The organism is Streptomyces sp. NPDC001194 (genome assembly GCF_042896985.1).
In the GTDB taxonomy this organism is placed as follows: domain Bacteria; phylum Actinomycetota; class Actinomycetes; order Streptomycetales; family Streptomycetaceae; genus Streptomyces.
On the sequence record NZ_JBIAXU010000002.1, the window covers coordinates 320,921 to 340,962 of the forward strand.

Below are 20,042 nucleotides of genomic sequence, written 5' to 3' on the forward strand. Positions count from 1 at the left end.
TTTCCACACCACCCCCGTACACCCCCGCGACCGCGAAGGCAGGACCCCGTGCTGACCGTCGATTTCTCCCGGTTCCCGCTCGCCGCAGGCGACCGTGTGCTCGATCTGGGCTGCGGCGCCGGCCGGCACGCCTTCGAGTGCTACCGGCGCGGTGCCCAGGTGGTCGCAGTCGACCGCAACGGCGAGGAGATCCGCGAGGTCGCCAAGTGGTTCGCCGCGATGAAGGAGGCCGGTGAGGCCCCGGCCGGCGCCACCGCCACCGCGATGGAGGGCGACGCGCTCGCCCTGCCCTTCCCGGACGAGTCCTTCGACGTCGTCATCATCTCCGAGGTGATGGAGCACATCCCCGACGACAAGGGCGTGCTCGCCGAGATGGTCCGCGTCCTGAAGCCCGGCGGCCGCATCGCCATCACGGTCCCGCGCTACGGCCCGGAGAAGATCTGCTGGGCGCTGAGCGACGCCTATCACGAGGTCGAGGGCGGGCACATCCGCATCTACAAGGCCGACGAGCTGCTCGGGAAGATGGAGGCCGCCGGCCTCAAGCCGTACGGCACCCACCACGCGCACGGACTGCACTCCCCGTACTGGTGGCTCAAGTGCGCGTTCGGCGTCGACAACGACAAGGCGCTGCCGGTGAAGGCGTACCACAAGCTCCTGGTCTGGGACATCATGAAGAAGCCGCTGGCCACGCGGCTCGCGGAGCAGGCGCTCAACCCGGTCATCGGCAAGAGCTTCGTGGCGTACGCGACGAAGCCGCACCTTCCCGTCGGCGCAGCGAAGTGAGCTCGCCCGGGCGCACCGAACGCCTGGTGCTGGACGGCGTACTGACAGCGGAGGAGGCCGCCGGGACGGTGGCCGGCATCCTCGCCGCGCAGCGCTCCGACGGGGCGATCCCGTGGTTCCGCGGCCACCACCTGGACCCGTGGGACCACACCGAGGCCGCGATGGCCCTGGACGTGGCGGGCGAGCACGAGGCCGCGGAGCGGGCGTACGACTGGCTGGCCCGGCACCAGAACGCCGACGGCTCCTGGTACGCGGCGTACGCGGACCGGCCGGACGGGGTGGACACCGCCGTGCCGCAGGACGCGAGCCGGGAGTCCAACTTCGTCGCGTACATAGCCGTCGGTGTCTGGCACCACTACCTGGCCACCGGCGACGACCCGTTCCTGGACCGCATGTGGCCCGTCGTCTACGCGGCGACCGAGTTCGTGCTGGCGCTGCAGCAGCCGGGCGGGGAGATCGGCTGGAAGCGGGAGGCCGACGGCGGCGCCGTCACGGACGCGCTGCTCACCGGCTCCTCCTCGATCCACCAGGCGCTGCGCTGCGCGCTGGCGATCGCCGAGCACCGCGAAGAGCCGCAGCCGGACTGGGAGCTGGCGGCGGGGGCCCTCGGACACGCGATCCGGCGCCACCCCGAGCGGTTCCTGGACAAGTCCCGGTACTCGATGGACTGGTACTACCCGGTGCTGGGCGGCGCCCTCGGCGGCGCGCAGGCGAGGGCGCGGATCGAGGAGCGCTGGGACGAGTTCGTGGTCCCCGGGCTCGGTGTGCGCTGCGTCCTGCCGAACCCGTGGGTGACGGGCGGGGAGTCCTGCGAGCTCGCGCTGGCCCTGTGGGCGGTGGGGGAGTCGGACCGGGCGCTGGAGATCCTGCGGTCGATCACGCACCTGCGTGCGGACAACGGCATGTACTGGACGGGCTACGTCTTCGAGGACAAGGCGGTGTGGCCGGTGGAGCAGACGACCTGGACGGCCGGGTCGCTGCTGCTCGCCGTGGCGGCGCTGGGCGGCGACGAGGCCACCGGGGCGGTGTTCGGGGGGCTGGAGCTGCCGTCCGGGCTGGAGCCCGACTGCTGCCGGCAGGGCTGAGCACGCAGAGGGGCAGGCCGCCGCGGACGGGGCCTGCCCCTGAGGGGGAACCCGCGGTCAGCGCCGGTAGAGCCGGCCCGCGATGAAGTGGCCGATGACGAGGTAGGCCACGGCCGCCACGCCGTAGCCGACCACGACCTGGACCCACTCCCGGTCGAAGGTGAACAGGTCGTAGGACCATCCGGCCAGCCAGGTGGCGGCGTCGTGGACGAACTCCACGAGGCCGTTGCCCCGGTTGGCGTCGAGGAAGTAGAGAAGGACCCACAAGCCGATCGTGAAGGCCATGACGTCCGCCACCGCGGCGACGGCCCGGCCGGCTTGAACGCCTCCACGGGCGTGTACTCCGGTGTGTGTGCGCATGCAGCGCGTCTTGCCCCGTCCGGGTGAAGCAAACCCGAACGGGTCAGCCAAGTGGCGCAGCGCCGGGGCCCGGGTGACGCTGCGGGAGACACCTCACTCCCCGGAGGTCCACCGTGTCGAAACCCAGCGAGTCCATACCCACCAGCACCCGGTTCCGCCGCGCCGTCACGGCCCTGCTCGTGTCCGGCGCGCTGCTCGCGGGCGCCACCGCCTGCGGCAGCGGCTCCGCCAGTGGATCCGGCGGCGGTGAGCCCGCGCGCTCCGACATCGCGATGTCCGTGGCCGCGCAACAGGAGGCGGTTGACGAGGCGCTCGCCGTGCAGGCGCTGACCGCGCAGGCGGCGGCCTGGCAGGAGACCGCCGACGAGGCGGCGGCCGCCGCCACGCCCGCGCCCACCACTTCCGCGGAGAAGCAGAAGTTCGCGAAGACGCGGTTCGTCGCCAACGCGGGGCTCGCGGCCGGGGCCACCTACCAGTGGATCATCAAGCCGTATCGTGCGGGCAAGTTCAAGAAGGGCGCCAGCGGTCGTACGTTCGCCCTGATCAAGGCGGGCCTCGCGGGCGCGTTCGCGTACAACCGGCTGAAGGCGGCCGCGGACAACGCCAAGGGCGACCCGCTGCTGTCGAAGGCGGTGGCCCCGCTGACGGCGGGCATCGAGTCCCTCAAGGGGCTGGGTTCCAAGCTGCGCAAGGGCGATGCGACCGACGCCGACCTGGGTTCCCTCCAGGACGTCATCACCGGTGTCAAGGGCGCGGGTGCGGGCGCCGGCGCCACGGTGACCGACAGGGTCCCGAGCCTGTCGCAGCTGAGCGGCGGATAGGCCCGCGGCTCCTCGTGCTCCGCGGGCCGGCCGGGCAGCGTCGCCCGGCCGGCCCGCGGGCTGTTTCAATGGACGGATGATCGATTTCCTGCGGCGCAAGCGGCGCGAGCGGATCGCCGCCGGGACCCCGGACGGAATCCCGTGCATGGTCCGCCATCCGGCCGGAGCCGGCCGCTGGCGCGTGGGCCGGGTGCTCACGGGCCCGGGCGGGGTCCGCTGGGAACCCCGGCGCGGTGAGCCCGTACCGCTGCCCGGCGGCCGCGCGACCGGTGTGCGGCCCCCGTCCGTGAAGGAGGGCATCTCGATCAACCCCGGCTCGCGGATCGTGACCTGTACCTACGGGAGCGGTGAGCCCGGCGGGACCATCGACATCGCCGTCATGCCGTTCGACCTGCGGGAACTGCTGGAGGCCGTCCCCCAGGCCGGGCAGGACGCCTCAGCCCCCTGACACGCCGGGAGCCCCGGTCACCGCGGTGTGCGCGCGGTGGCCGGGGCTCCGGTGTGCTGCGGGCGGGGTCAGCCCTGGGTGAAGTAGCCGAACAGGTCGGTGATCACGTGGTTGGCGCCGCCGTGGCTGTTCCAGACGGAGACGCGGCCGTCGGCCACCGGGGTGGTGACGTGGTTCGGCACGGTCTCACCGGGACGGGTGTTGAGGCTGCTGGCCTCGGGACGGGTGCCGCCGTACCCGTACACGGTGAGGAAGCCCGGGCCGGTGGTGTCGGTGGCCGTGACGTTCAGGGCCGCGCCGACCGCGTTCGCCGGGATCCCGGCGACGGTGGCCGTCGCGCCGGGGGCCAGCTTGCCGGTGGTGCGGGTGTCGGCGAGGCGCTGCGGGACGACGGGCGTGAAGAGGGCCTTGCCGTCCTTGGCGTAGTAGCCGACCGCGTCCAGGACGAGGTGGGTGGAGCCGGTGTTGGTGTAGAGGGTGATGGTGCCGTTCGGTCCGACGGGGACGATGGCCTGGTTGGACTTGTCCTTGCCGGGTTCGAGGTTGAGGTTCGAGGTGGTCGGGCGCTTGTCCGCCTCCGGGTAGGCGATGACGTGCGCGTTCTCGGTGGAGCCCGTACCGGTCAGGTTGAGGGCGACGGCCGTGGCGTCGGCGGGGATCCCGTTCACGCCGGCGACCTTGACCGTACGGGTCTGGCCGCCGCCCAGGGCGCCGCCCGCGGTGCGGGTGTCGGCGACGCGGGTCGGGGCGAGCGGGGTGAAGCGCTGCCCGGTGTTCGGCTGGTAGTGGCCGACGTAGTCCACGATGAGCGCGGCCTTGCCGGAGTTGAGCTGAGCGGAGATCAGGCCGTCGGCGCCGACGGGCACGGTGACGGTGTTGGAGGAGGTGCCGCCCGCCTTGACGTTGACGTTCGAGGTGACGGGGCGGGGCTGGCCCGAGGGCCAGACGCTGAGGTGGGTGTCCTCGGTGGCACCGGTGACGGTCACGTTCAGGACCACGGCGGAGGCGCCGGCCGTGTGGTGCGGGCCGGAGCTGTAGTAGTGGACGGGAACGTCGATCGGGGTGGCGGCGCCGCCCTGGACGGGGGAGCCGGTCGTACGGGTGTCCAGGACGCGGGTCGGGCGGACGGCGACGTAGCCGGCCGGGGTGTAGGCGACCTGCACCGACCGCTCGGCGGTGGAGGTGGCGCCCTTGATGTCCGTGAGGGTCACGGCCACCTTGTACGTGCCGGGCTGCTTGTAGGCGTGCTGGACCGGGTTCGCGTTGCCGTCCGTGTCCTTCGTGCCGTCGCCGTAGTCCACGTCCATCCGCGCGATCGGCCACGGGGCGGCGGCGCTCTGCGGGTCGACCTCGACGGTCAGCGGCTTCACCAGCCGGTTCGGGTCGCTCTCGGTCGGCAGGTACGGCTGGGCGGTGAAGGCCGTGGCCAGCGGGGCGGCCGGGGTCACCTTGATCGACTGCTGGCGGTAGGCCTCCCGGCCCGCGGCGGTGATCGCCTTCACGCTGACCGTGCAGGCGCAGGGCGATGCGTAGACGTGCTCGGCGGTGGCCGACTTGCCGACGACCGGAGCCGTTCCGTCTCCGAAGTCGTAGCGGTACGTCAGCGTCCCGGGCCAGTTGTTGTCCGCCACGGCCTTCACCTGGACGGCGGTGCCGGCCGGGGCCCAGGCCTGGGCGATCTCCAGCTGGACGCCGCGCAGGTCGTCCTCGGACTCGCGGGCGCCGCGGTCGATGAACCCGCCGTCCTTGCCCGTGTTGGGCACGCGCGGGTCGTCCGTCACCGGGAACCCGTTGTAGTCGGTGGGCAGGGCGCCCGGAGCCGTCGGGTCGCCGGAGTCGACGGTGGGGGAGCCGTCCACCGGGCCGATGCCGTTCGCGTTGGGGGCCAGGAGGTCGTGCGCGCCCTGTCCGGTCGCGGCGGCGAGCGCCGCCGGGGTGGCGTGGCCGGTGTCGGCCCACATGTAGGCGGACGGTCCGTCGGCCGGGAAGCCGGCCAGCATGTTGTAGTCGACGCGGGTTCCGGACGCCGCGCTCTGCCCCACCAGGATGCCGCTGCGGGGAGCGGCGGGGTCGGTGCACTCCCGGGAAGTGGCGGTGTAGATCAGGTTGTTGAACGCCCCGGAGCCGGTGGAGGCGCCGCGGAAGGAGACGGCAGCTTCGCAGTTGAGGCGGAGCGTGTTGTTGGTGACGACGGTGCCGGGTGCGTCGACCGCGGCGACGGAGGCGGCCATGCGGCCGTCGATCTCGTTGCGGCTCAGCACGGTGCCCCGGGAGCCGCCCTCGATCCGGACGGGGGCGATGAGCCGGCTCCTGGTCACGCGGACGTCGGTGCTGCCCTGGTCGACGACGAGAGCGGCGGAGGCGGCCACGGCGCTGTTGATCCGGTCCAGCTCGACGTCGGAGGAACCGCTCACCTGGACCCCTCCGCTGGTGCGCAGCCCGCGCACCACCACGTGGGAGGCACCGGACACCTTGAGGGCCTTGCCGCCGGACAGCTGCACGAGGCTGGCGGCCGACGGCCCGTCGGGGACGAAGGTGATGGGCTTGCCGGGCTCGCCGGAGCGGTCGATGGTGACGGCTTCGGCGTACGGGGTGGCCGCCTTGATGCGGACGGTCTGCCCGGGCTGCACCACCTTGGCGGCCGCCGAGATGGTGCAGAACGGGAGGTCTTTCGAACCGGGACCGTCGTCGGAGCAGTCGATCACGTTGCGGTTGTTGTCCACGTACAGCGTGGACGGGGTGTCGGCAGCGGCGGCGGCCGGGATCCCGAGCAGGGTGACGAGGCCTGTGGTCAGCAGGACGGACGTACGAGTGGGACGCACCAGGGGGTTCTTTCCGGCAGGAGACGAATGGCGACGATCATCATCTACTTTCGGTCAGTCTCTGTCACATGTGATTAGTTGTTGAGTTCCGCCAGGACCCTCAGCGTGTGCGGGTCCGGGGCCGTCACGAGCAGGTCGGTGACCGGGCCCTTGCGCCACAGGTCGAGGCGTTCGGCGATGCGCTCGCGCGGGCCGATGAGCGAGATCTCGTCGGCGAAGGCGTCCGGGACGGCGAGGACCGCCTCCTCCCTGCGCCCGGCGAGGAACAGCTCCTGGATGCGGCGGGCCTCCTCCTCGTAGCCCATCCTGGCCATCAGGTCGGCGTGGAAGTTGCGGGCCGCGTGTCCCATCCCGCCGATGTAGAAGCCGAGCATCGCCTTGACCGGGAGCAGGCCCTCGGCGACGTCGTCGCAGACCTTCGCCCGGGCCATCGGGGCGATCATGAACCCCTCGGGGAGGTCGGCCAGCGAGGCCCGGTAGACGTCGGTGCGGGTCGGCGACCAGTAGAGGGGGAGCCAGCCGTCCGCGATGCGGGTGGTCTGGGCGATGTTCTTCGGGCCCTCCGCGCCGAGAAGGACGGGCAGGTCCGCGCGCAGCGGGTGGGTGATGGGCCTCAGCGGTTTGCCGATGCCGGTGCCGTCCTCCCCGCGGTACGGGTGCTGGTGGAAGCGGCCGTCGAGGGTGACGGGCCCTTCGCGGCGCAGCACCTGGCGGATGACGTCGACGTACTCGCGGGTGGCGGTGAGCGGGCTCGCGGGGAAGGGGCGCCCGTACCAGCCCTCGACCACCTGGGGGCCGGACAGGCCGAGGCCCAGCATCATCCGGCCGCCGGAGAGGTGGTCCAGGGTCAGGGCGTGCATGGCGGTGGCGGTGGGGGTGCGGGCGGCCATCTGGGCGATGGCGGTGCCGAGGCGGATCCGCGAGGTGTGCGCGGCGATCCAGGTGAGCGGGGTGAAGGCGTCCGAGCCCCAGGCTTCGGCGGTCCACACCGAGTCGTAGCCGAGGTTCTCGGCTTCGGCGGCGAGGTCGAGGTGGGTCCGGTCGGGGCCGCGGCCCCAGTAGCCGAGTGCGAGTCCGAGGCGCATGTACGTTCCCTCCAGCCGTATCTGACGATGCGTCAGGTGACTGTAGGGCAACGGCCCCCCGCCCGGAAGGGCGGGGGGCCGTCGGCCGTGCGCGGGAGGCGGCGTCAGCCGCGCTGGATGCCCGAGGTGTCGTTCAGGACGCCGCGGCGGCCGTCCTGGGTCTGGGCGATCAGCGTGGCGGGGCCGCGCTGGTCCACGGCCAGGTACCAGGTGCCCGGCGCGAGCTCGGCGATCGGGGTGGGGGAGCCGTCCTCCGGGAAGAGGGGGCGCGCCACCGGTACCGCGAACCAGAACGGGGTGAAGTCCGCCGCCGGGGCGGGCGCCGCTTCCTGCGGACCCGGAGCCGGGTTCGGCTGCGGGGTGCCGCCGTACGGCGGGACCGGCTGCGGGGTGGACCCGTACGGCTGGCCCTGCTGGGCGCCCGGGTAGCCGTACCCGGTGCCGGGCTGGGGCTGGGCCCCGTACGGCGCGGGGGCGGCGGGCTTCGGCTCGGGCACCAGACCGCCGGCGAGCGCGGGGACCTTCGCGCCCGCGACGGCCACTCCCGCCAGCGCGAGGGTGGCGAGGAAGGCGATGATGCAGCCCGCGCCGAGGTCGGCACCGCTCGGGCTGGTGATCAGGGACCAGAGGGAGGACCAGGCGGCGGAGACCGCGAGCACCGTCCCCCACGCGGCCAGCGGCAGGCCCGCGAGCTTGCGGGTCTCCGGCTGGAAGCGGGCCGCGATGAGCAGACCGGCCGCGATGAAGCCGAGCAGGAAGATGCTGGGGAGCGCCAGACGGTAGACGTCGGTGTCCCACACGCTCGGCAGGTCGAGGCCGGTCGCGGAGTAGAAGTCGAGGAACGAGGCGATGAACAGCAGCGCCGCTGCTCCGATCACCACGCCGTCGCCTCGAGTGAGGGAGCGGATGTTCACGTGTTAGGTGTCCTTCTCGGTCTCGGTCGTCTCGTGGTGCCGCGGTCGCGCACGTGCAGGAGCGGGGCGGGCGGGACCATGGTACGGAGGTTCCCGGCAACCGAGAGGATCGGGGCGGCAGGCTGTCCCCGGGGCACTACCCGCCCAAGAAGCCGACGATGCCGTCCGCGATGCCCTGGGCAGCCTTCTGCCGCCACTCCGGACTCGTCAGCAGCGCCGCGTCCTTGGCGTCACGCATGTTGCCGCATTCGATGAACACCTTGGGCCGGGTCGAGAGATTGAGTCCGCCCAGATCGTCGCGGACCACCAAGCCGGTTCCGCTGCCGAGGTAGTTGGCGGGGGCGGAGCCGGTGGTGCGGGCGAAGTTCGAACCGATCTTCTCGCCGAGGTCGCGCGAAGGGCCGACGATCTTGGCGGTGTCCGCGGCGCCCCCCTTGACCTTGGCCGGGAGGATGACGTGGTAGCCGCGGTTGCCCGAGGAGACGCCGTCCGCGTGGACCGAGACCACGGCGTCGGCGGCGGCCTCGTTGCCGATGCGGGCGCGTTCGTTGATGCAGGGGCCCCAGGCGCGGTCGGCCTCGTGGGTGAGGACCACCTTGAGGCCCTTGGCTTCCAGGACGGTGCGCAGCCGGCGCGACACGTCGAGGGTGAACTCGGCTTCCTTGTAACCGGCGTTGGTGGTGGTGCCGGTGGTGTCGCATTCCTTGCGGGTGGTGCCGATGTCGACCTTCTGGTCGATCTCGGAGGTGTGCTGGAAGTTGCCGGTGTTGTGGCCCGGGTCGATGACCACGGTCTTGCCGGCGAGCGGGCCCTTGGCCTCGGGGGCGGTCGCCGTCGGTGTCGGGGTCGAGGCCGGGGTGAGCGAGGGGGTGGCGGCCGGCATCACGATCCGGGGCGGGCGGGCGTCGTCCGCCCCCGCGCCGGTGGTCACCTGGACGAGGACCCACCCCGCCAGGAGGGTGGGGGCGAGTACGGCGGCTCCGACGGCGAGGCCGGAGCGGCGCGTGAACCACCGCCGGTCCGGGCTGACCGAGGAGGCGGACTCGGGGGAGGGGGGACTGTCGTCGTAGCGCACGTTCGCGATGCTAGACCGGCCGTCCGCCGTCGGCGCGGACCGTGGGCCATACGGGGGCGTGGTGCGCTTATCCGCTTATACGTGCACCGCCGGGCGCGGGCCCGCGCCCGGCGGTGCACGGCAGGACGTCCTCTAGATCCCCGGGGCGGTGCGGCGCAGGATGCGGAGGGAGTCGGTCACCGAGACCTCCTCGAAGGCGCCGGAGGCCAGGGCGCGCAGGTAGATCCGGTACGGGGCCTGGCCGCCGTCGGCCGGGTCGGGGAACACGTCGTGGATGGCGAGCGTGCCGCCCTCGGCGACGTGCGGGGCCCAGCCCTCGTAGTCGCCGGCGGCGTGCTCGTCGGTGTGGCCGCCGTCGATGAAGACGAAGCCGAGCTTGCCGCCCCAGGCTGCCGCGACCTGCGGGGAGCGGCCCACGATCGCGATGACGTGCTCTTCCAGGCCCGCCTTGTGGAGGGTGCGGCGGAAGGTCGGGAGGGTGTCCATCAGCCCGACCTCCGGGTCCACGACGCTCGGGTCGTGGTACTCCCAGCCCGGCTGCTGCTCCTCGCTGCCGCGGTGGTGGTCGACCGTGATCGCGGCGACCCCGGCCTCGCGGGCGGCGTCGGCCAGCAGGACGGTGGAGCGCCCGCAGTACGTGCCGACCTCCAGGAGCGGCAGCCCGAGCGCCGCCGCGGCGGCGGCCGCCTCGTACAGGGCGAGGCCCTCGCGTACGGGCATGAACCCCTTGGCCGCCTCGAAGGCGGCCAGGATCTCCGGCTTGGGGGTGGCGGGCGCCATGGGGTTCCTCCGGCAGTGCTGTGGTGGGCTGGGCTGGGCGCCCATGGTGCCCTACCGGCTGGTAGCGCACCATGGCGGGGGCCGACCCTTCCGTCGCGCCCGGACGGCGGGGCCCGTCCGAGTGGCGGGCGGGGCTCCCTCGCCGGGGGGACGGGCTGCGGCGCGCCCCCTTCCGAGTCCTGGTCCGCTCATCCGACATGCGTACTTTGACCGCCATGTTCAGACTCGGAGTCTTCGCCGCCGCGGCGGCAGCCCTCGCGACCGTGGTCGCCCCGCCCGCCGCCGAGGCCCACGCGCAGCAGTTCGTGCCGTGCACCGCCGCCGCGCTCCGGAACGCCCTCACCACCGCCAACGACGCCGCCGGGCCCGCGCACCTCTTCCTCTCGCCCGGCTGCACGTACACCCTCACGGACCCCGACAACCCCGGCAACGGTCTGCCGCAGGTGACCGGCGACATCACGGTCGTGGGCAACGGCAGCACGATCCGGCGCCGGTCGGCGACCGGATTCCGGATCTTCGAGGTCACCGCTCCCGGCAGACTCGCCCTGAACGACCTGACGGTCCGCGGCGGCCGTTCGGAGAGCGGCGGCGCGGGCGGCGGCGGCATCGCCAGCGCGGGCGTGCTCACCCTCCACTCCGTCACGGTGACCGGGAACGTCTCGGCGCTCTCCGGGGCGGGCGGCGGCATCATCAGCTCCGGCACGCTCAACCTCCGCGACAGCACCGTGAGCCACAACGTCTCCACCCACAACGGCGGCGGCGTCCACAGCTCCGGCACGGCGAACATCTCGAACACCACCATCACCGGCAACACCGCCAAGGACGCCGGCGGCGGACTGGACGCGCGCGGCAGCCTGACCCTCGGCGGCAGCCGGGTGACGGACAACGCCGCACGGCTCGACGGCGGCGGCATCAGCGCCTTCATGCTGACGGGGACCGTCACGGACACCCTCGTCCAGGGCAACGACACGGCCGAGGACAACGACGGAGGCGGTGGCATCCTCAACCGGCAGTCGACCCTGACCCTGGAGCGGACCACGGTCTTCGCCAACCGGGTCGTCGAGACCGGGGCGACGGGCGGCGGGATCTCCAACATCTCCGGCGCCTCGCTCATCCTCCGGAACAGCTCGGTGACCGGCAACTACGCCGGGGGCGCTCCGGGCGGCATCTTCAACCACGCGAGCACCGTGTCGCTGACCGCCACCACCGTGGCGGACAACTACCCGACCAACTGCGCCCCCGGCGTGTTCGCCGACTGCGCCGACTGACGCGTCCTACACGGCGGCCGGCGCCGGGACGAGGTGTGCCCGCAGGAGCATCCGCGACGAGTGGTCCACCAGATGCCGCATGACCGGCAGGTGGTGCTCGTCGCCCCCGAGCACGGAGAGCAGGCGGTGGGCCTCGACGCGGAAGGCGTCGAGGTCCGCGGCGTACCGGCCGAGCACGTCCGGCGCGAGGAGGAGGCCGCCCAGCTCCGCGCGCGCCTGTCCGCAGCGGCGGGCCGCGACGCTCCGGCCCAGGATGTCCGCCCGGTCCGCCGGTGTGGCCGCGTCGTCGAGGGCGCAGGTGAGCAGATAGGTGACCGTCCCGTTGCGGAGGTCTTCATCGCGGCCGGTCAGGATGTCTTCCTGATCGTTGAACAACTGCCACAGGATACCGAATACGTATCCGAACTCCCGCCACAGTTCGACTCTTTCGTCACTCGCGCCCGCCAATATCGCGGCCATCGCCGTGATCATCGAGTAGGGCCCGCCGGATTTCCCGCGATAGGTCTCGATCACCGATTTCCGGGTGGCGTGCTCGGCGTCCGCGTCGATATCGGTCAGCTGCCCCTCGGCGCCGACCGCCCAGCCCGTCGCGACTTCGGCCGTCAGGGCGACCCGGACTTCGGCCGGCACCGGGAGCGAGCGGATGATCCGGATCGGCAGCACCGTGCCGCTGAGTACCGAGGCCAGCAGTGCTTCGTCCTGGCCGATGCCGGCGGAGGCCGTCGTGCCGTGCCCGTCGGCGAGGTCGTCGAGGTAGCAGGCCGAGGTCCACCAGAGCACGTGCACGGCGGCCAGCGGGGCGGCCGGTCCGGCATTTCCCGTTTCGATGGCGTGCACCATCATCGGGAGCACGGAGAGGGGATGCCGCATTTTTTGATGCCTGAGGAGTCTGCTCACGGCGTTCCTGGCGGCGCCCGCGCCCGAAGCGGGAGTGAGCGTCGAGACGGCGGCTTCTAATTCTGCCTGGATGTCCTGGGCTACGTGCCGGTGGAGGTCCACGTACGTGATGCAATTCACGGTATTTTCCTTCCTGGAATGAATTGGGCCCGGCGTCAACGCCCCAGATTCGGTCATTTGGCGCGGAGGGATCTAGAGCGATTTCCGGACATGACCTGTTCCGGTCCCGTGGCATTCGAACCACACCGTCTTGCCGGAGGCCGTCGGCTCCACGCCCCAGCGGTCGGTCACGGCCTCGACCAGCAGCAGCCCCCGCCCGCCGTCGGCGAGCTCCCCGCCGCGCGCCGGGCGGACCGGCCCCGGACAGTCGTCCGCCACCTCGACCCGCAGCCCTTCCGGACCGCACAGGATGAGCACCGAGCAGCCCCGGCCCGGCACGTGCCGCACGACGTTGGAGACCAGCTCGGTCAGCGCCAGCTCGGCGGAGTGGGTCAGTGCGGACAGGCCCCAACTGGCCAGGTGGATCCGCAGGACGCGCCGCATGTGCCGGGCCGAGTGCTCACTGACGGTGAAGGTCATGCGGTAGCTCTCGCCAAGTGCGGCTGCTGAATGCTCAGTTACGTGATTCACGGCACCAGGCTGCGGTGGCGTGGTTACGCTCGGCTACAGACCGAAACGAACGCCGCGAGGCGTGTACTTGGGGGTGACCGCCTCATGGTCAACATCCGCGATCTCGACCCCAGCGCCTCCCCGCTGGACTACTACGGCTCGGAGCTCCGCCGGCTGCGGGAGGAGGCCAAGCTGAAACAGGGGGAGCTGGGACGCATCGTCTTCTGCACGGCCTCCCTGATCGGCCAGATCGAGACGGCGCGGAAGGTGCCGACGCGGGAGTTCTCGGAGCGGGTGGACGCGGCGCTGGGTACGGGCGGGGTGTTCTCCCGGCTGGTGGGGCTGGTGCTGAGGAGTCAGCTGCCGACGTGGTTCCAGCCGTACGCGGAGATGGAGGCGAAGGCCGCGTACATCTCCACCTTCCAGGCGCAGCTGGTCTACGGGCTGCTGCAGACGCAGGAGTACGCGCGGGCGGTGCTGGGGGTGCGGACCGAGGGGGACCTCGACGCGAAGGTGGCCGCCCGATTGGAGCGGCAGCGGATCCTGGACCGCGAGATCCCGCCACTGATGTGGGTGGTGATGAGCGAGGCCGTGCTGCACCAGGAGATCGGCGGCCGGGAGGTCATGCGGAGCCAACTGGCCCAGTTGTTGGATCTGCAGGGGCGCGAGTGGGTGCAGGTGCAGATCCTGCCGTTCGAGGCGGGCGCCCATACGGGACTGCCGGGCACGTTCACCGTCATGCGGTTCGACGATGACCCCGACCTTGTCTACACCGAGGACTTCGTCCAGGGCCATATGACGGCCAATCCGCAGGCCCTCAGGGAGGGTTCGCTCCGATACGATCATTTGCAGGCCGCCGCGCTCTCCGTGGAGGACTCGGCGGCACGGATCGCCCGCGTAATGGAGGAGCGTTATGGACACCATCCAGGGCCTGAAGGGCGCGCAGTGGCGTAAGTCCTCGTACAGTTCCGACACCGGCGGCGAGTGCGTCGAGTGCGCCCCCCTCGGCGCCGCCGACTGGCGCACGGCCTCGTACAGTTCCGACACCGGCGGCGACTGCGTCGAGGTCGCCGCCCAGCCCTGCCTGGTCGCCGTCCGGGACTCCAAGAACCCCGAAGGGCCCGCCTTCACCGTGAGCCCCGCCGCCTTCTCCGCCTTCGTGCGCGGTCTCTGACCCGGCTGCCCTTGCCTTCGTCCTGCATCCAAATCCCCCTACCCTGTCCTGAGTTCGAACGGCCGGACGACCATCCGGGCTTGCCGTAGGGGACCGACGGGGGACGGGGCAGTATGAGCAACGCGTTGGACGACGACGACAACGTCGAGGGGGGCATCAAGCCGCTCGCGGCCCAGGATCCGACCCGGATCGGACCGTACCTGCTGCTCGGGCGGCTCGGGGCCGGGGGCATGGGGCGGGTGTTCCTGGCCCGGTCCGAGAGCGGGCGCACCGTCGCGGTGAAGGTGGTGCACGAGGAGCACGTGTCGGACTCGCAGTTCCGTGCCCGCTTCCGGCGCGAGATCGACGCCGCCCGGCGCGTCGGCGAGCGGTACACCGCGCCCGTCCTCGACGCGGATCCCGATGCCGACCGGCCCTGGGTGGCCACGGGGTACGTGCCCGGGCTCTCGCTGGAGCAGATCGTGCGGCGCCACGGTCCGCTGCCCGTGGACTCCGTGCACGCCCTCGCCGAAGGGCTGTTGCGCGCCCTCAAGGACATCCACACGGCCGGGATCGTGCACCGCGACCTCAAGCCGTCGAACGTGATGCTGACCGTCGAGGGCGTCCGCGTCATCGACTTCGGCATCTCGCGCGCCCTGGAGACCTCCGTCGAGTCGCTGATCACCAGCACCGGCATGGCCGTCGGCTCGCCCGGGTTCATGTCGCCCGAGCAGGTGCGCGGGCAGCGCGTCGGGGCGAAGAGTGACGTGTTCACGCTCGGCTGCGTCCTGATGTACGCGGCCACGGGCGAGCTGCCGTTCGGACAGGGCGCCGGCAACCAGCACGCCGTGATGTACCAGATCGTCGAGGGCGAGCCCGCGCTGGAGAAGGTCGAGGACGAGGCGCTGCGCGCGTTCATCGGCCGCTGCCTGGCCAAGGGCGTCGACGAGCGGCCCGGCGTGGACGAGCTGCTGGCGGATCCGGAGCGGGTCCGTCCGGCGAAGCGGGCCGGGGCCTGGCTGCCGCCCAAGGTGGTGGCGCGCCTCGCCCGGCAGGCGGGGCGACTGCTCGACGCGGAGGCGGTGCCGCAGCGGGAGAGCGCGCCGGAAGGCGGCTCCGGGGCCGTCGACCGGGCGACGCTCGACCTGCGGAAGGGGACCGGGGCGTCGGAGGAACCGGGGGCCGGGCCGCTCGTGGGCCCGGTGGCCGGAGGAACCACCACCGGAGGCGGGCGGCGCGAGCGGCGGTGGCGGATCGGAGTGCCGGTGGTCCTCGTGTTCGCGGTCGGCGGCGGGACGGTGGCGCTGATCGAGCCGTTCGGCAACGGCGCCGGCGACGAGGCGAAGGCGGCGCCGCCGGCCGCGAGCGGGCCCGTGACCCCCGGCGCCGGGACCCCGTCGGGGGCGGCGGATGCCTCCGCATCCCCGGGGGCGTCGGGTTCCCCGAACCCGTCGGTCCCGGGCGAGCAGCCCGGCCAGGTCGGCGGAGCCGCACCGGGTGGCGCCGCGGCGGGCGGGGCGGCCCCGGGCGGCGCGGGCTCCCCCGGCGGGGCAGCCCAGGGTGGCGGTGCCGGCAGTCCCGGCGGGGCCGGGGGTGCGGGGACGGACCCGGCCAAGGGGTCCGGCGCCGCGGCCGGGGGAGGGGCTGCCGCCGGAGGGGGCCAGGGCGGCGGCTCGGGCTCGACTCCCGGCGGCTCGGGCACGCCGGGCGGCGGGGGTTCCACCGGGGGCGACGCGGTCCCCTCGTACTTCGTCGGCTCCTGGAACTACGCGGCCCAGTTCAACATCGACCAGCCGGTCACGGTGACCATCGCGCGCTCCGGGGCCGTCCGCCTGATCAGCGACACCCAGATGGGGCACTGCGAGAACATTGCCAAGGTGGTCTCGGTGGCCTCCGGCGGCAGCCGGATCAACATCGGTTCGGCGGCCGTGGACAAGAGCAAGTCGAGCAGCCAGTTCTGCGGGGTGCTGGACGCGTCGTTCTTCACGAAGAGCGAGCCGAGCGGACTCCAGCACAACGTGGGGCCCGCGCACGGCGACGGCTACTACTACCAGCGTTCCTGAACCCGCGGTTCCGGTGCCCCGGCGCGAAGGAACACAGTCATCTGACCTTCCGTCAGATTGGAACGTGTTCTAGCCTGCCCGCCATGGGCATCGGAATCACGCAAGAACAGCGGGAGCTGGCCGCGGCGGTGCGCGGCTGGGCGGCGCGCGCCGTGCCGCCCGAAGAGGTGCGCAAACTGCTCGACACCCCGCCGCGGACCGGGGTGCGGCCCGCCTACTGGGACGCGATGGCCGCGCAGGGGCTGCTGGAGCCGCACCTGGAGGGCGGCACCCTCCTCGACCTGGCCGTCGTCGTCGAGGAGGCCGCCCGGGCGGCGCTGCCCGGGGCGTTCCTGCCGAGCGCGCTGGCCTCCGTACTGCTCGACCGGGCCGGGGCGCCGCCGCTCGCGGGGCGGGTCGGCGCCGTCGCCCTCGGCCCCGGCAGCCTGACCGCCGTCGCCGTCGAGGGCGGCGGGTACCTGCTCGACGGGCTCGCGCCCCCGGTGCTCGGCGCCGGCGAGGCCGACCTCGTCCTGCTCGCCGCCGAAGCCGCGCACGGGACGTGCTGGTTCGCCGTGGACGCCGCCGCGCTGGACATCCGTACGCACGACAGCGCCGACCCGACCCGGCCCACCGCCGAGGTGCGCGCCCGCGGGGTCGCCGTCACGGCCGACCGCGCCCTCGATCTCGACGCGGCCCTCGTCCGCGACCTGGCCTGCGCACTGTTCGCCGCCGACGCCTGCGGCACCGCCGCCTGGGCCGTGCACACCGCCGCCGAACACGCCAAGGTGCGCGAGCAGTTCGGCCGCCCCATCGGGCGGTTCCAGGGCGTCAAGCACCTGTGCGCCGACATGCTGGTACGCCTCGAACAGGCCCGGGCCCTGGCCTGGGACGCCGCCCGGGCGGCTGACGAGCCGGCACCGGTGCGCTCGCTCGCGGCCGCGCTCGCCGCCGGGAGCGCGCTCGACGCCGCGTACTCCTGCGCCAAGGACTGCATCCAGATCCTCGGCGGGATCGGCTTCACCTGGGAGCACGACGCCCACATCCACCTGCGCCGCACGATCGTGGCCCGGCAGCTGCTCGGCGCCGGGGACGGGCACCGCGTACGGGCGGTACGGCTCGCGGCCGGCGGTGCGCGGCGGGAGCTGCGCCTCGAACTCCCCGCCAGGGCCGAGGCGTACCGGGAGCGGGCCCGGGCCGCCGCCGAGGACGCCCGCGGTCTCGGTCCGGCCGCCGCCCGCCGGATCCTGGCGCCCACCGGGTACGCGGCCCCCCACCTGCCGCCCCCGTACGGGCTCGGCGCCGGACCCGCCGAACAGCTCGTCGTGCAGCAGGAGCTGGCGGCCGCCGGGGTCAAGATCGCCGACCTCGGCATCGCCACCTGGGTCGTGCCCTCGCTGCTCGCGTACGGGACGGAAGAGCAGCGCGAGGCGTACGTCGCGCCCACGCTGCGCGGGGAGCTCACCTGGTGCCAGCTCTTCTCCGAGCCGGGCGCGGGCTCGGACCTGGCCTCGCTGCGGACCAGGGCGGAGCGGGCGGCGGACGGCTCCTGGAAGGTCAACGGACAGAAGGTGTGGACGAGTTCCGCGCACAGCGCCGACTTCGGGATCCTGCTGGCCCGGACCGATCCGACCGCCCCCAAGCACAAGGGGCTCGGCTACTTCGTGGTCGACATGCGGGGTACACCGGGCATCGACGTGCGCCCGCTCAAGGAGATCACCGGCGAGGCCCTGTTCAACGAGGTCTGGTTCGACGACGTGGTGCTGCCCGCGGACGCCCTCGTCGGGGCGGCCGACGAGGGGTGGAAGGTGGCCCGCAACACCCTCGGCAACGAGCGGGTCCACATGGCCGACCAGATGACCTTCGACACCGGCCTGGAGGCGCTGATCGCCCGCTCGGCCGAGCTCGACGGCGCGTACCGGGCGCGGATCGGGGCGCTCACCGCCGAGGCGCACGCCCTGGCCTGCATCGGGCTGCGCACCACGCTCCAGCAGGTGTCGGGTCTGGAGCCCGGAGCCGGTGCCTCCGTGCGCAAGCTCGTCCAGACGCCCCACCAGCAGCGGACCGCCGAGCTCGCGCTCGAACTGCTGGGACCGGCGGGCGCGGTGCGGGAGGGGGCGGGGGAGCGGGCGGTGCACGGGATGCTCATGTCCCGCTGCCTGACCATCGCCGGGGGCACCACGCAGGTACAGCTCAACGTCGTCGCCGAGCGGATTCTCGGCCTTCCCAGGGACTGAGGGGCAGCAGTGATGAAGTCGTACATCGTGGGCGTCGGCATGACGAAGTTCGAGAAGCCGCAGTCGCGGGACTGGCAGTACTGGGACATGGCGAAGGAGGCCGGGACGGCGGCGCTGGCGGACGCGGGGATCGCGTACGACCAGGTGGAACAGGTCCCGGTGGGGTACTGCTTCCAGGCCTCCACGGCCGGCCAGCGGGCCGCGTACGAGCTGGGGCTGACCGGGGTCCCGGTCTACAACGTCAACAACAACTGCGCGACGGGCTCGACGGCGCTGATGATGGCGCGGCAGTTCGTGGAGGGCGGGATCGGCGACTGCGTGCTGGCGCTGGGCTTCGAGAAGATGAAGAGGGGCGCGCTGGGCGGCGGCGCCGACGGAGGGGACTTCAAGACCTCGCCGGTGGCCCGGCACTACGGGATCATGGCCGCCGGGCACGGCTTCGAGATGTCCCCGCCGACCGCGCAGATCTTCGGGAACGCGGCGCGCGAGCACATGGAGCGGTACGGGACCACGGCCGCGCAGCTGGCGATGGTGGGGGCGAAGAACCACCGGCACTCGGCGAACAACCCGAACGCGCAGTTCCAGGACGTGTACACGGTCGACGAGATCCTCGGGGCCAAGCCGATCCACACGCCGCTGACGAAGCTGCAGTGCTCGCCGACCTCCGACGGGGCCGCGGCGGCCGTCGTCGTCTCGGAGCGGTTCGTGGTGCGGCACGGGCTGCACGACAAGGCGGTGGAGATCGTCGCGCAGGCGATGACGACGGACACGGAGGACTCGTTCGCCTCCGGCTCCTGCATCGACGTGGTGGGCAAGCCGATGACGCGGGCGGCGGGCCGGCAGGTCTTCGAGTCCTCCGGACTGGGGATCGAGGATGTGGACGTGATCGAGCTGCACGACTGCTTCTCGATCAATGAGCTGCTGACGTACGAGGCGCTGGGCATGTGCGCGGAGGGCGCCGGCGGCAAGCTGGTGGAGTCGGGCGCGACCACGTACGGCGGGCGGTGGGTGGTGAACCCCTCCGGGGGCCTGATCTCGAAGGGGCACCCGCTGGGCGCCACGGGTCTGGCGCAGGCGGCGGAACTGGTGTGGCAGCTGCGCGGCCAGGCGGGCCCCCGCCAGGTCGAGGGGGCCCGCGTCGGCCTCGCCCACAACATCGGCCTGGGCGGCGCGGCGGTGGTGACGATGCTGCGCAGGGACTGACCCCGTCCGGGGCGCCGGTCAGAGCTTCTCGATGTCCTTGTGCACGATGACGCCGAGGTGGTCGCCGGCCAGGCGCACCTTGAGCGGGTGGCCGGCCGGCGCCTTGATGATCTGGTCGTGCGACTCGATCAGCCCGGTGCCGTTGCAGGACGGCTCGCTGGTCAGGTTGGACCAGCCGTTCACGTCGTGCGGGTCGTTCCACGACACCCAGGCGCAGTCGCGCTCGCCGCTGACGATCTCCACCGAGATGATCTTGACCGAGTTCACCGCGTCGTCGATGCGCTGGTACGTCACCTTCGCGGTGTTGTGGTGGAGGGCGGCGGTGCCGGCCTCCAGCTCCATCGTGAGGATCGGGCCGGGGGTGTCGGCGGCGGCCGGAACGGCTCCCGCGGCGAGCGTGGCGGCCACCAGGGCGATGGCGGCGGGAAGGGCGGATATGCGCATGATTCCTTCTCCACGA

General features: G+C 72.7%; 19 protein-coding genes. 10 read left to right on the plus strand and 9 right to left on the minus strand.

All coding sequences use genetic code 11. From position 1 onward, the window contains the following. Positions 1 to 48: 48 nt before the first annotated feature. Positions 49 to 783 (plus strand): class I SAM-dependent methyltransferase, encoded by a 735-nt coding sequence (locus ACFY1T_RS06190; protein ID WP_030156375.1) that lies wholly within the window; start codon positions 49 to 51, stop codon positions 781 to 783. Beyond that, on the plus strand, positions 780 to 1,868 hold the full coding sequence (locus tag ACFY1T_RS06195; protein ID WP_390787167.1) for a prenyltransferase/squalene oxidase repeat-containing protein: 1,089 nt from the start codon (positions 780 to 782) through the stop codon (positions 1,866 to 1,868). The genes ACFY1T_RS06190 and ACFY1T_RS06195 overlap by 4 nt, the downstream gene beginning before the upstream one ends. Before the next feature lie 57 nt (positions 1,869 to 1,925). On the opposite strand, the gene ACFY1T_RS06200 is transcribed toward ACFY1T_RS06195, so the two are convergent. Then, positions 1,926 to 2,228 (minus strand): hypothetical protein, encoded by a 303-nt coding sequence (locus tag ACFY1T_RS06200; protein ID WP_390787168.1) that lies wholly within the window; start codon positions 2,226 to 2,228, stop codon positions 1,926 to 1,928. A gap of 134 nt (positions 2,229 to 2,362) precedes the next feature. Here ACFY1T_RS06200 and ACFY1T_RS06205 point away from each other — a divergent pair, with 134 nt between their 5' ends. Beyond that, positions 2,363 to 3,049 carry a hypothetical protein gene (locus ACFY1T_RS06205; RefSeq protein ID WP_390787431.1) on the plus strand — a complete coding sequence of 229 codons (687 nt, stop codon included), beginning with the start codon at positions 2,363 to 2,365 and terminating at the stop codon, positions 3,047 to 3,049. 76 nt (positions 3,050 to 3,125) lie between these two features. Further along, on the plus strand, positions 3,126 to 3,497 hold the full coding sequence (locus tag ACFY1T_RS06210; RefSeq protein ID WP_390787169.1) for a hypothetical protein: 372 nt from the start codon (positions 3,126 to 3,128) through the stop codon (positions 3,495 to 3,497). 68 nt (positions 3,498 to 3,565) lie between these two features. Here the strand turns inward: ACFY1T_RS06210 and ACFY1T_RS06215 are convergent, their stop codons facing one another. From ACFY1T_RS06215 to ACFY1T_RS06235, 5 genes are all read right to left on the minus strand, one after another. Next, a complete protein-coding gene (locus ACFY1T_RS06215) occupies positions 3,566 to 6,319 on the minus strand; it encodes a PKD domain-containing protein (RefSeq protein WP_390787170.1) in 2,754 nt (917 codons plus the stop codon). 74 nt (positions 6,320 to 6,393) lie between these two features. Then, positions 6,394 to 7,404, minus strand: a complete 1,011-nt coding sequence (locus tag ACFY1T_RS06220; protein WP_390787171.1) for an LLM class F420-dependent oxidoreductase — start codon at positions 7,402 to 7,404, stop codon at positions 6,394 to 6,396. A 104-nt stretch (positions 7,405 to 7,508) separates the two neighbouring features. Next, positions 7,509 to 8,318: a hypothetical protein gene (locus tag ACFY1T_RS06225; protein WP_390787172.1), complete on the minus strand. Its 810-nt coding sequence runs from the start codon at positions 8,316 to 8,318 to the stop codon at positions 7,509 to 7,511. Positions 8,319 to 8,454: 136 nt separating this feature from the next. After that, positions 8,455 to 9,393: an N-acetylmuramoyl-L-alanine amidase gene (locus ACFY1T_RS06230; protein ID WP_030866755.1), complete on the minus strand. Its 939-nt coding sequence runs from the start codon at positions 9,391 to 9,393 to the stop codon at positions 8,455 to 8,457. A gap of 132 nt (positions 9,394 to 9,525) precedes the next feature. Then, a complete protein-coding gene (locus ACFY1T_RS06235; protein WP_390787173.1) occupies positions 9,526 to 10,173 on the minus strand; it encodes a class I SAM-dependent methyltransferase in 648 nt (215 codons plus the stop codon). A 215-nt stretch (positions 10,174 to 10,388) separates the two neighbouring features. Here ACFY1T_RS06235 and ACFY1T_RS06240 point away from each other — a divergent pair, with 215 nt between their 5' ends. Beyond that, the gene (locus ACFY1T_RS06240) at positions 10,389 to 11,441 is read left to right on the plus strand and encodes a right-handed parallel beta-helix repeat-containing protein (protein WP_390787174.1); all 1,053 of its coding nucleotides are present in this window, start codon (positions 10,389 to 10,391) and stop codon (positions 11,439 to 11,441) included. Between the two features lie 6 nt (positions 11,442 to 11,447). Here ACFY1T_RS06240 and ACFY1T_RS06245 read toward each other — a convergent pair whose 3' ends face one another. Together ACFY1T_RS06245 and ACFY1T_RS06250 are read right to left on the minus strand one after the other, a co-directional pair. Then, on the minus strand, positions 11,448 to 12,458 hold the full coding sequence (locus ACFY1T_RS06245) for a polyprenyl synthetase family protein (RefSeq protein WP_390787175.1): 1,011 nt from the start codon (positions 12,456 to 12,458) through the stop codon (positions 11,448 to 11,450). A 72-nt stretch (positions 12,459 to 12,530) separates the two neighbouring features. Further along, positions 12,531 to 12,968: an ATP-binding protein gene (locus tag ACFY1T_RS06250; RefSeq protein WP_390787176.1), complete on the minus strand. Its 438-nt coding sequence runs from the start codon at positions 12,966 to 12,968 to the stop codon at positions 12,531 to 12,533. Positions 12,969 to 13,052: 84 nt separating this feature from the next. Between ACFY1T_RS06250 and ACFY1T_RS06255 the strand changes: the two genes are divergently transcribed. The 5 genes from ACFY1T_RS06255 to ACFY1T_RS06275 all read left to right on the plus strand — a co-directional run bounded on the left by ACFY1T_RS06255 (position 13,053) and on the right by ACFY1T_RS06275 (position 19,582). Then, on the plus strand, positions 13,053 to 13,901 hold the full coding sequence (locus ACFY1T_RS06255; RefSeq protein WP_390787177.1) for a helix-turn-helix transcriptional regulator: 849 nt from the start codon (positions 13,053 to 13,055) through the stop codon (positions 13,899 to 13,901). After that, positions 13,861 to 14,121: a DUF397 domain-containing protein gene (locus tag ACFY1T_RS06260; protein WP_390787178.1), complete on the plus strand. Its 261-nt coding sequence runs from the start codon at positions 13,861 to 13,863 to the stop codon at positions 14,119 to 14,121. The genes ACFY1T_RS06255 and ACFY1T_RS06260 overlap by 41 nt, the downstream gene beginning before the upstream one ends. 113 nt (positions 14,122 to 14,234) lie before the next feature. Beyond that, on the plus strand, positions 14,235 to 16,163 hold the full coding sequence (locus tag ACFY1T_RS06265; protein ID WP_390787179.1) for a serine/threonine-protein kinase: 1,929 nt from the start codon (positions 14,235 to 14,237) through the stop codon (positions 16,161 to 16,163). 83 nt (positions 16,164 to 16,246) lie between these two features. Next, the gene (locus ACFY1T_RS06270; RefSeq protein WP_390787180.1) at positions 16,247 to 18,379 is read left to right on the plus strand and encodes an acyl-CoA dehydrogenase family protein; all 2,133 of its coding nucleotides are present in this window, start codon (positions 16,247 to 16,249) and stop codon (positions 18,377 to 18,379) included. Positions 18,380 to 18,391: 12 nt separating this feature from the next. Continuing rightward, the gene (locus tag ACFY1T_RS06275) at positions 18,392 to 19,582 is read left to right on the plus strand and encodes a lipid-transfer protein (protein WP_390787181.1); all 1,191 of its coding nucleotides are present in this window, start codon (positions 18,392 to 18,394) and stop codon (positions 19,580 to 19,582) included. An 18-nt stretch (positions 19,583 to 19,600) separates the two neighbouring features. Here the strand turns inward: ACFY1T_RS06275 and ACFY1T_RS06280 are convergent, their stop codons facing one another. Continuing rightward, a complete protein-coding gene (locus ACFY1T_RS06280; RefSeq protein WP_363123843.1) occupies positions 19,601 to 20,026 on the minus strand; it encodes a hypothetical protein in 426 nt (141 codons plus the stop codon). Between the last annotated feature and the right edge of the window lie 16 nt (positions 20,027 to 20,042).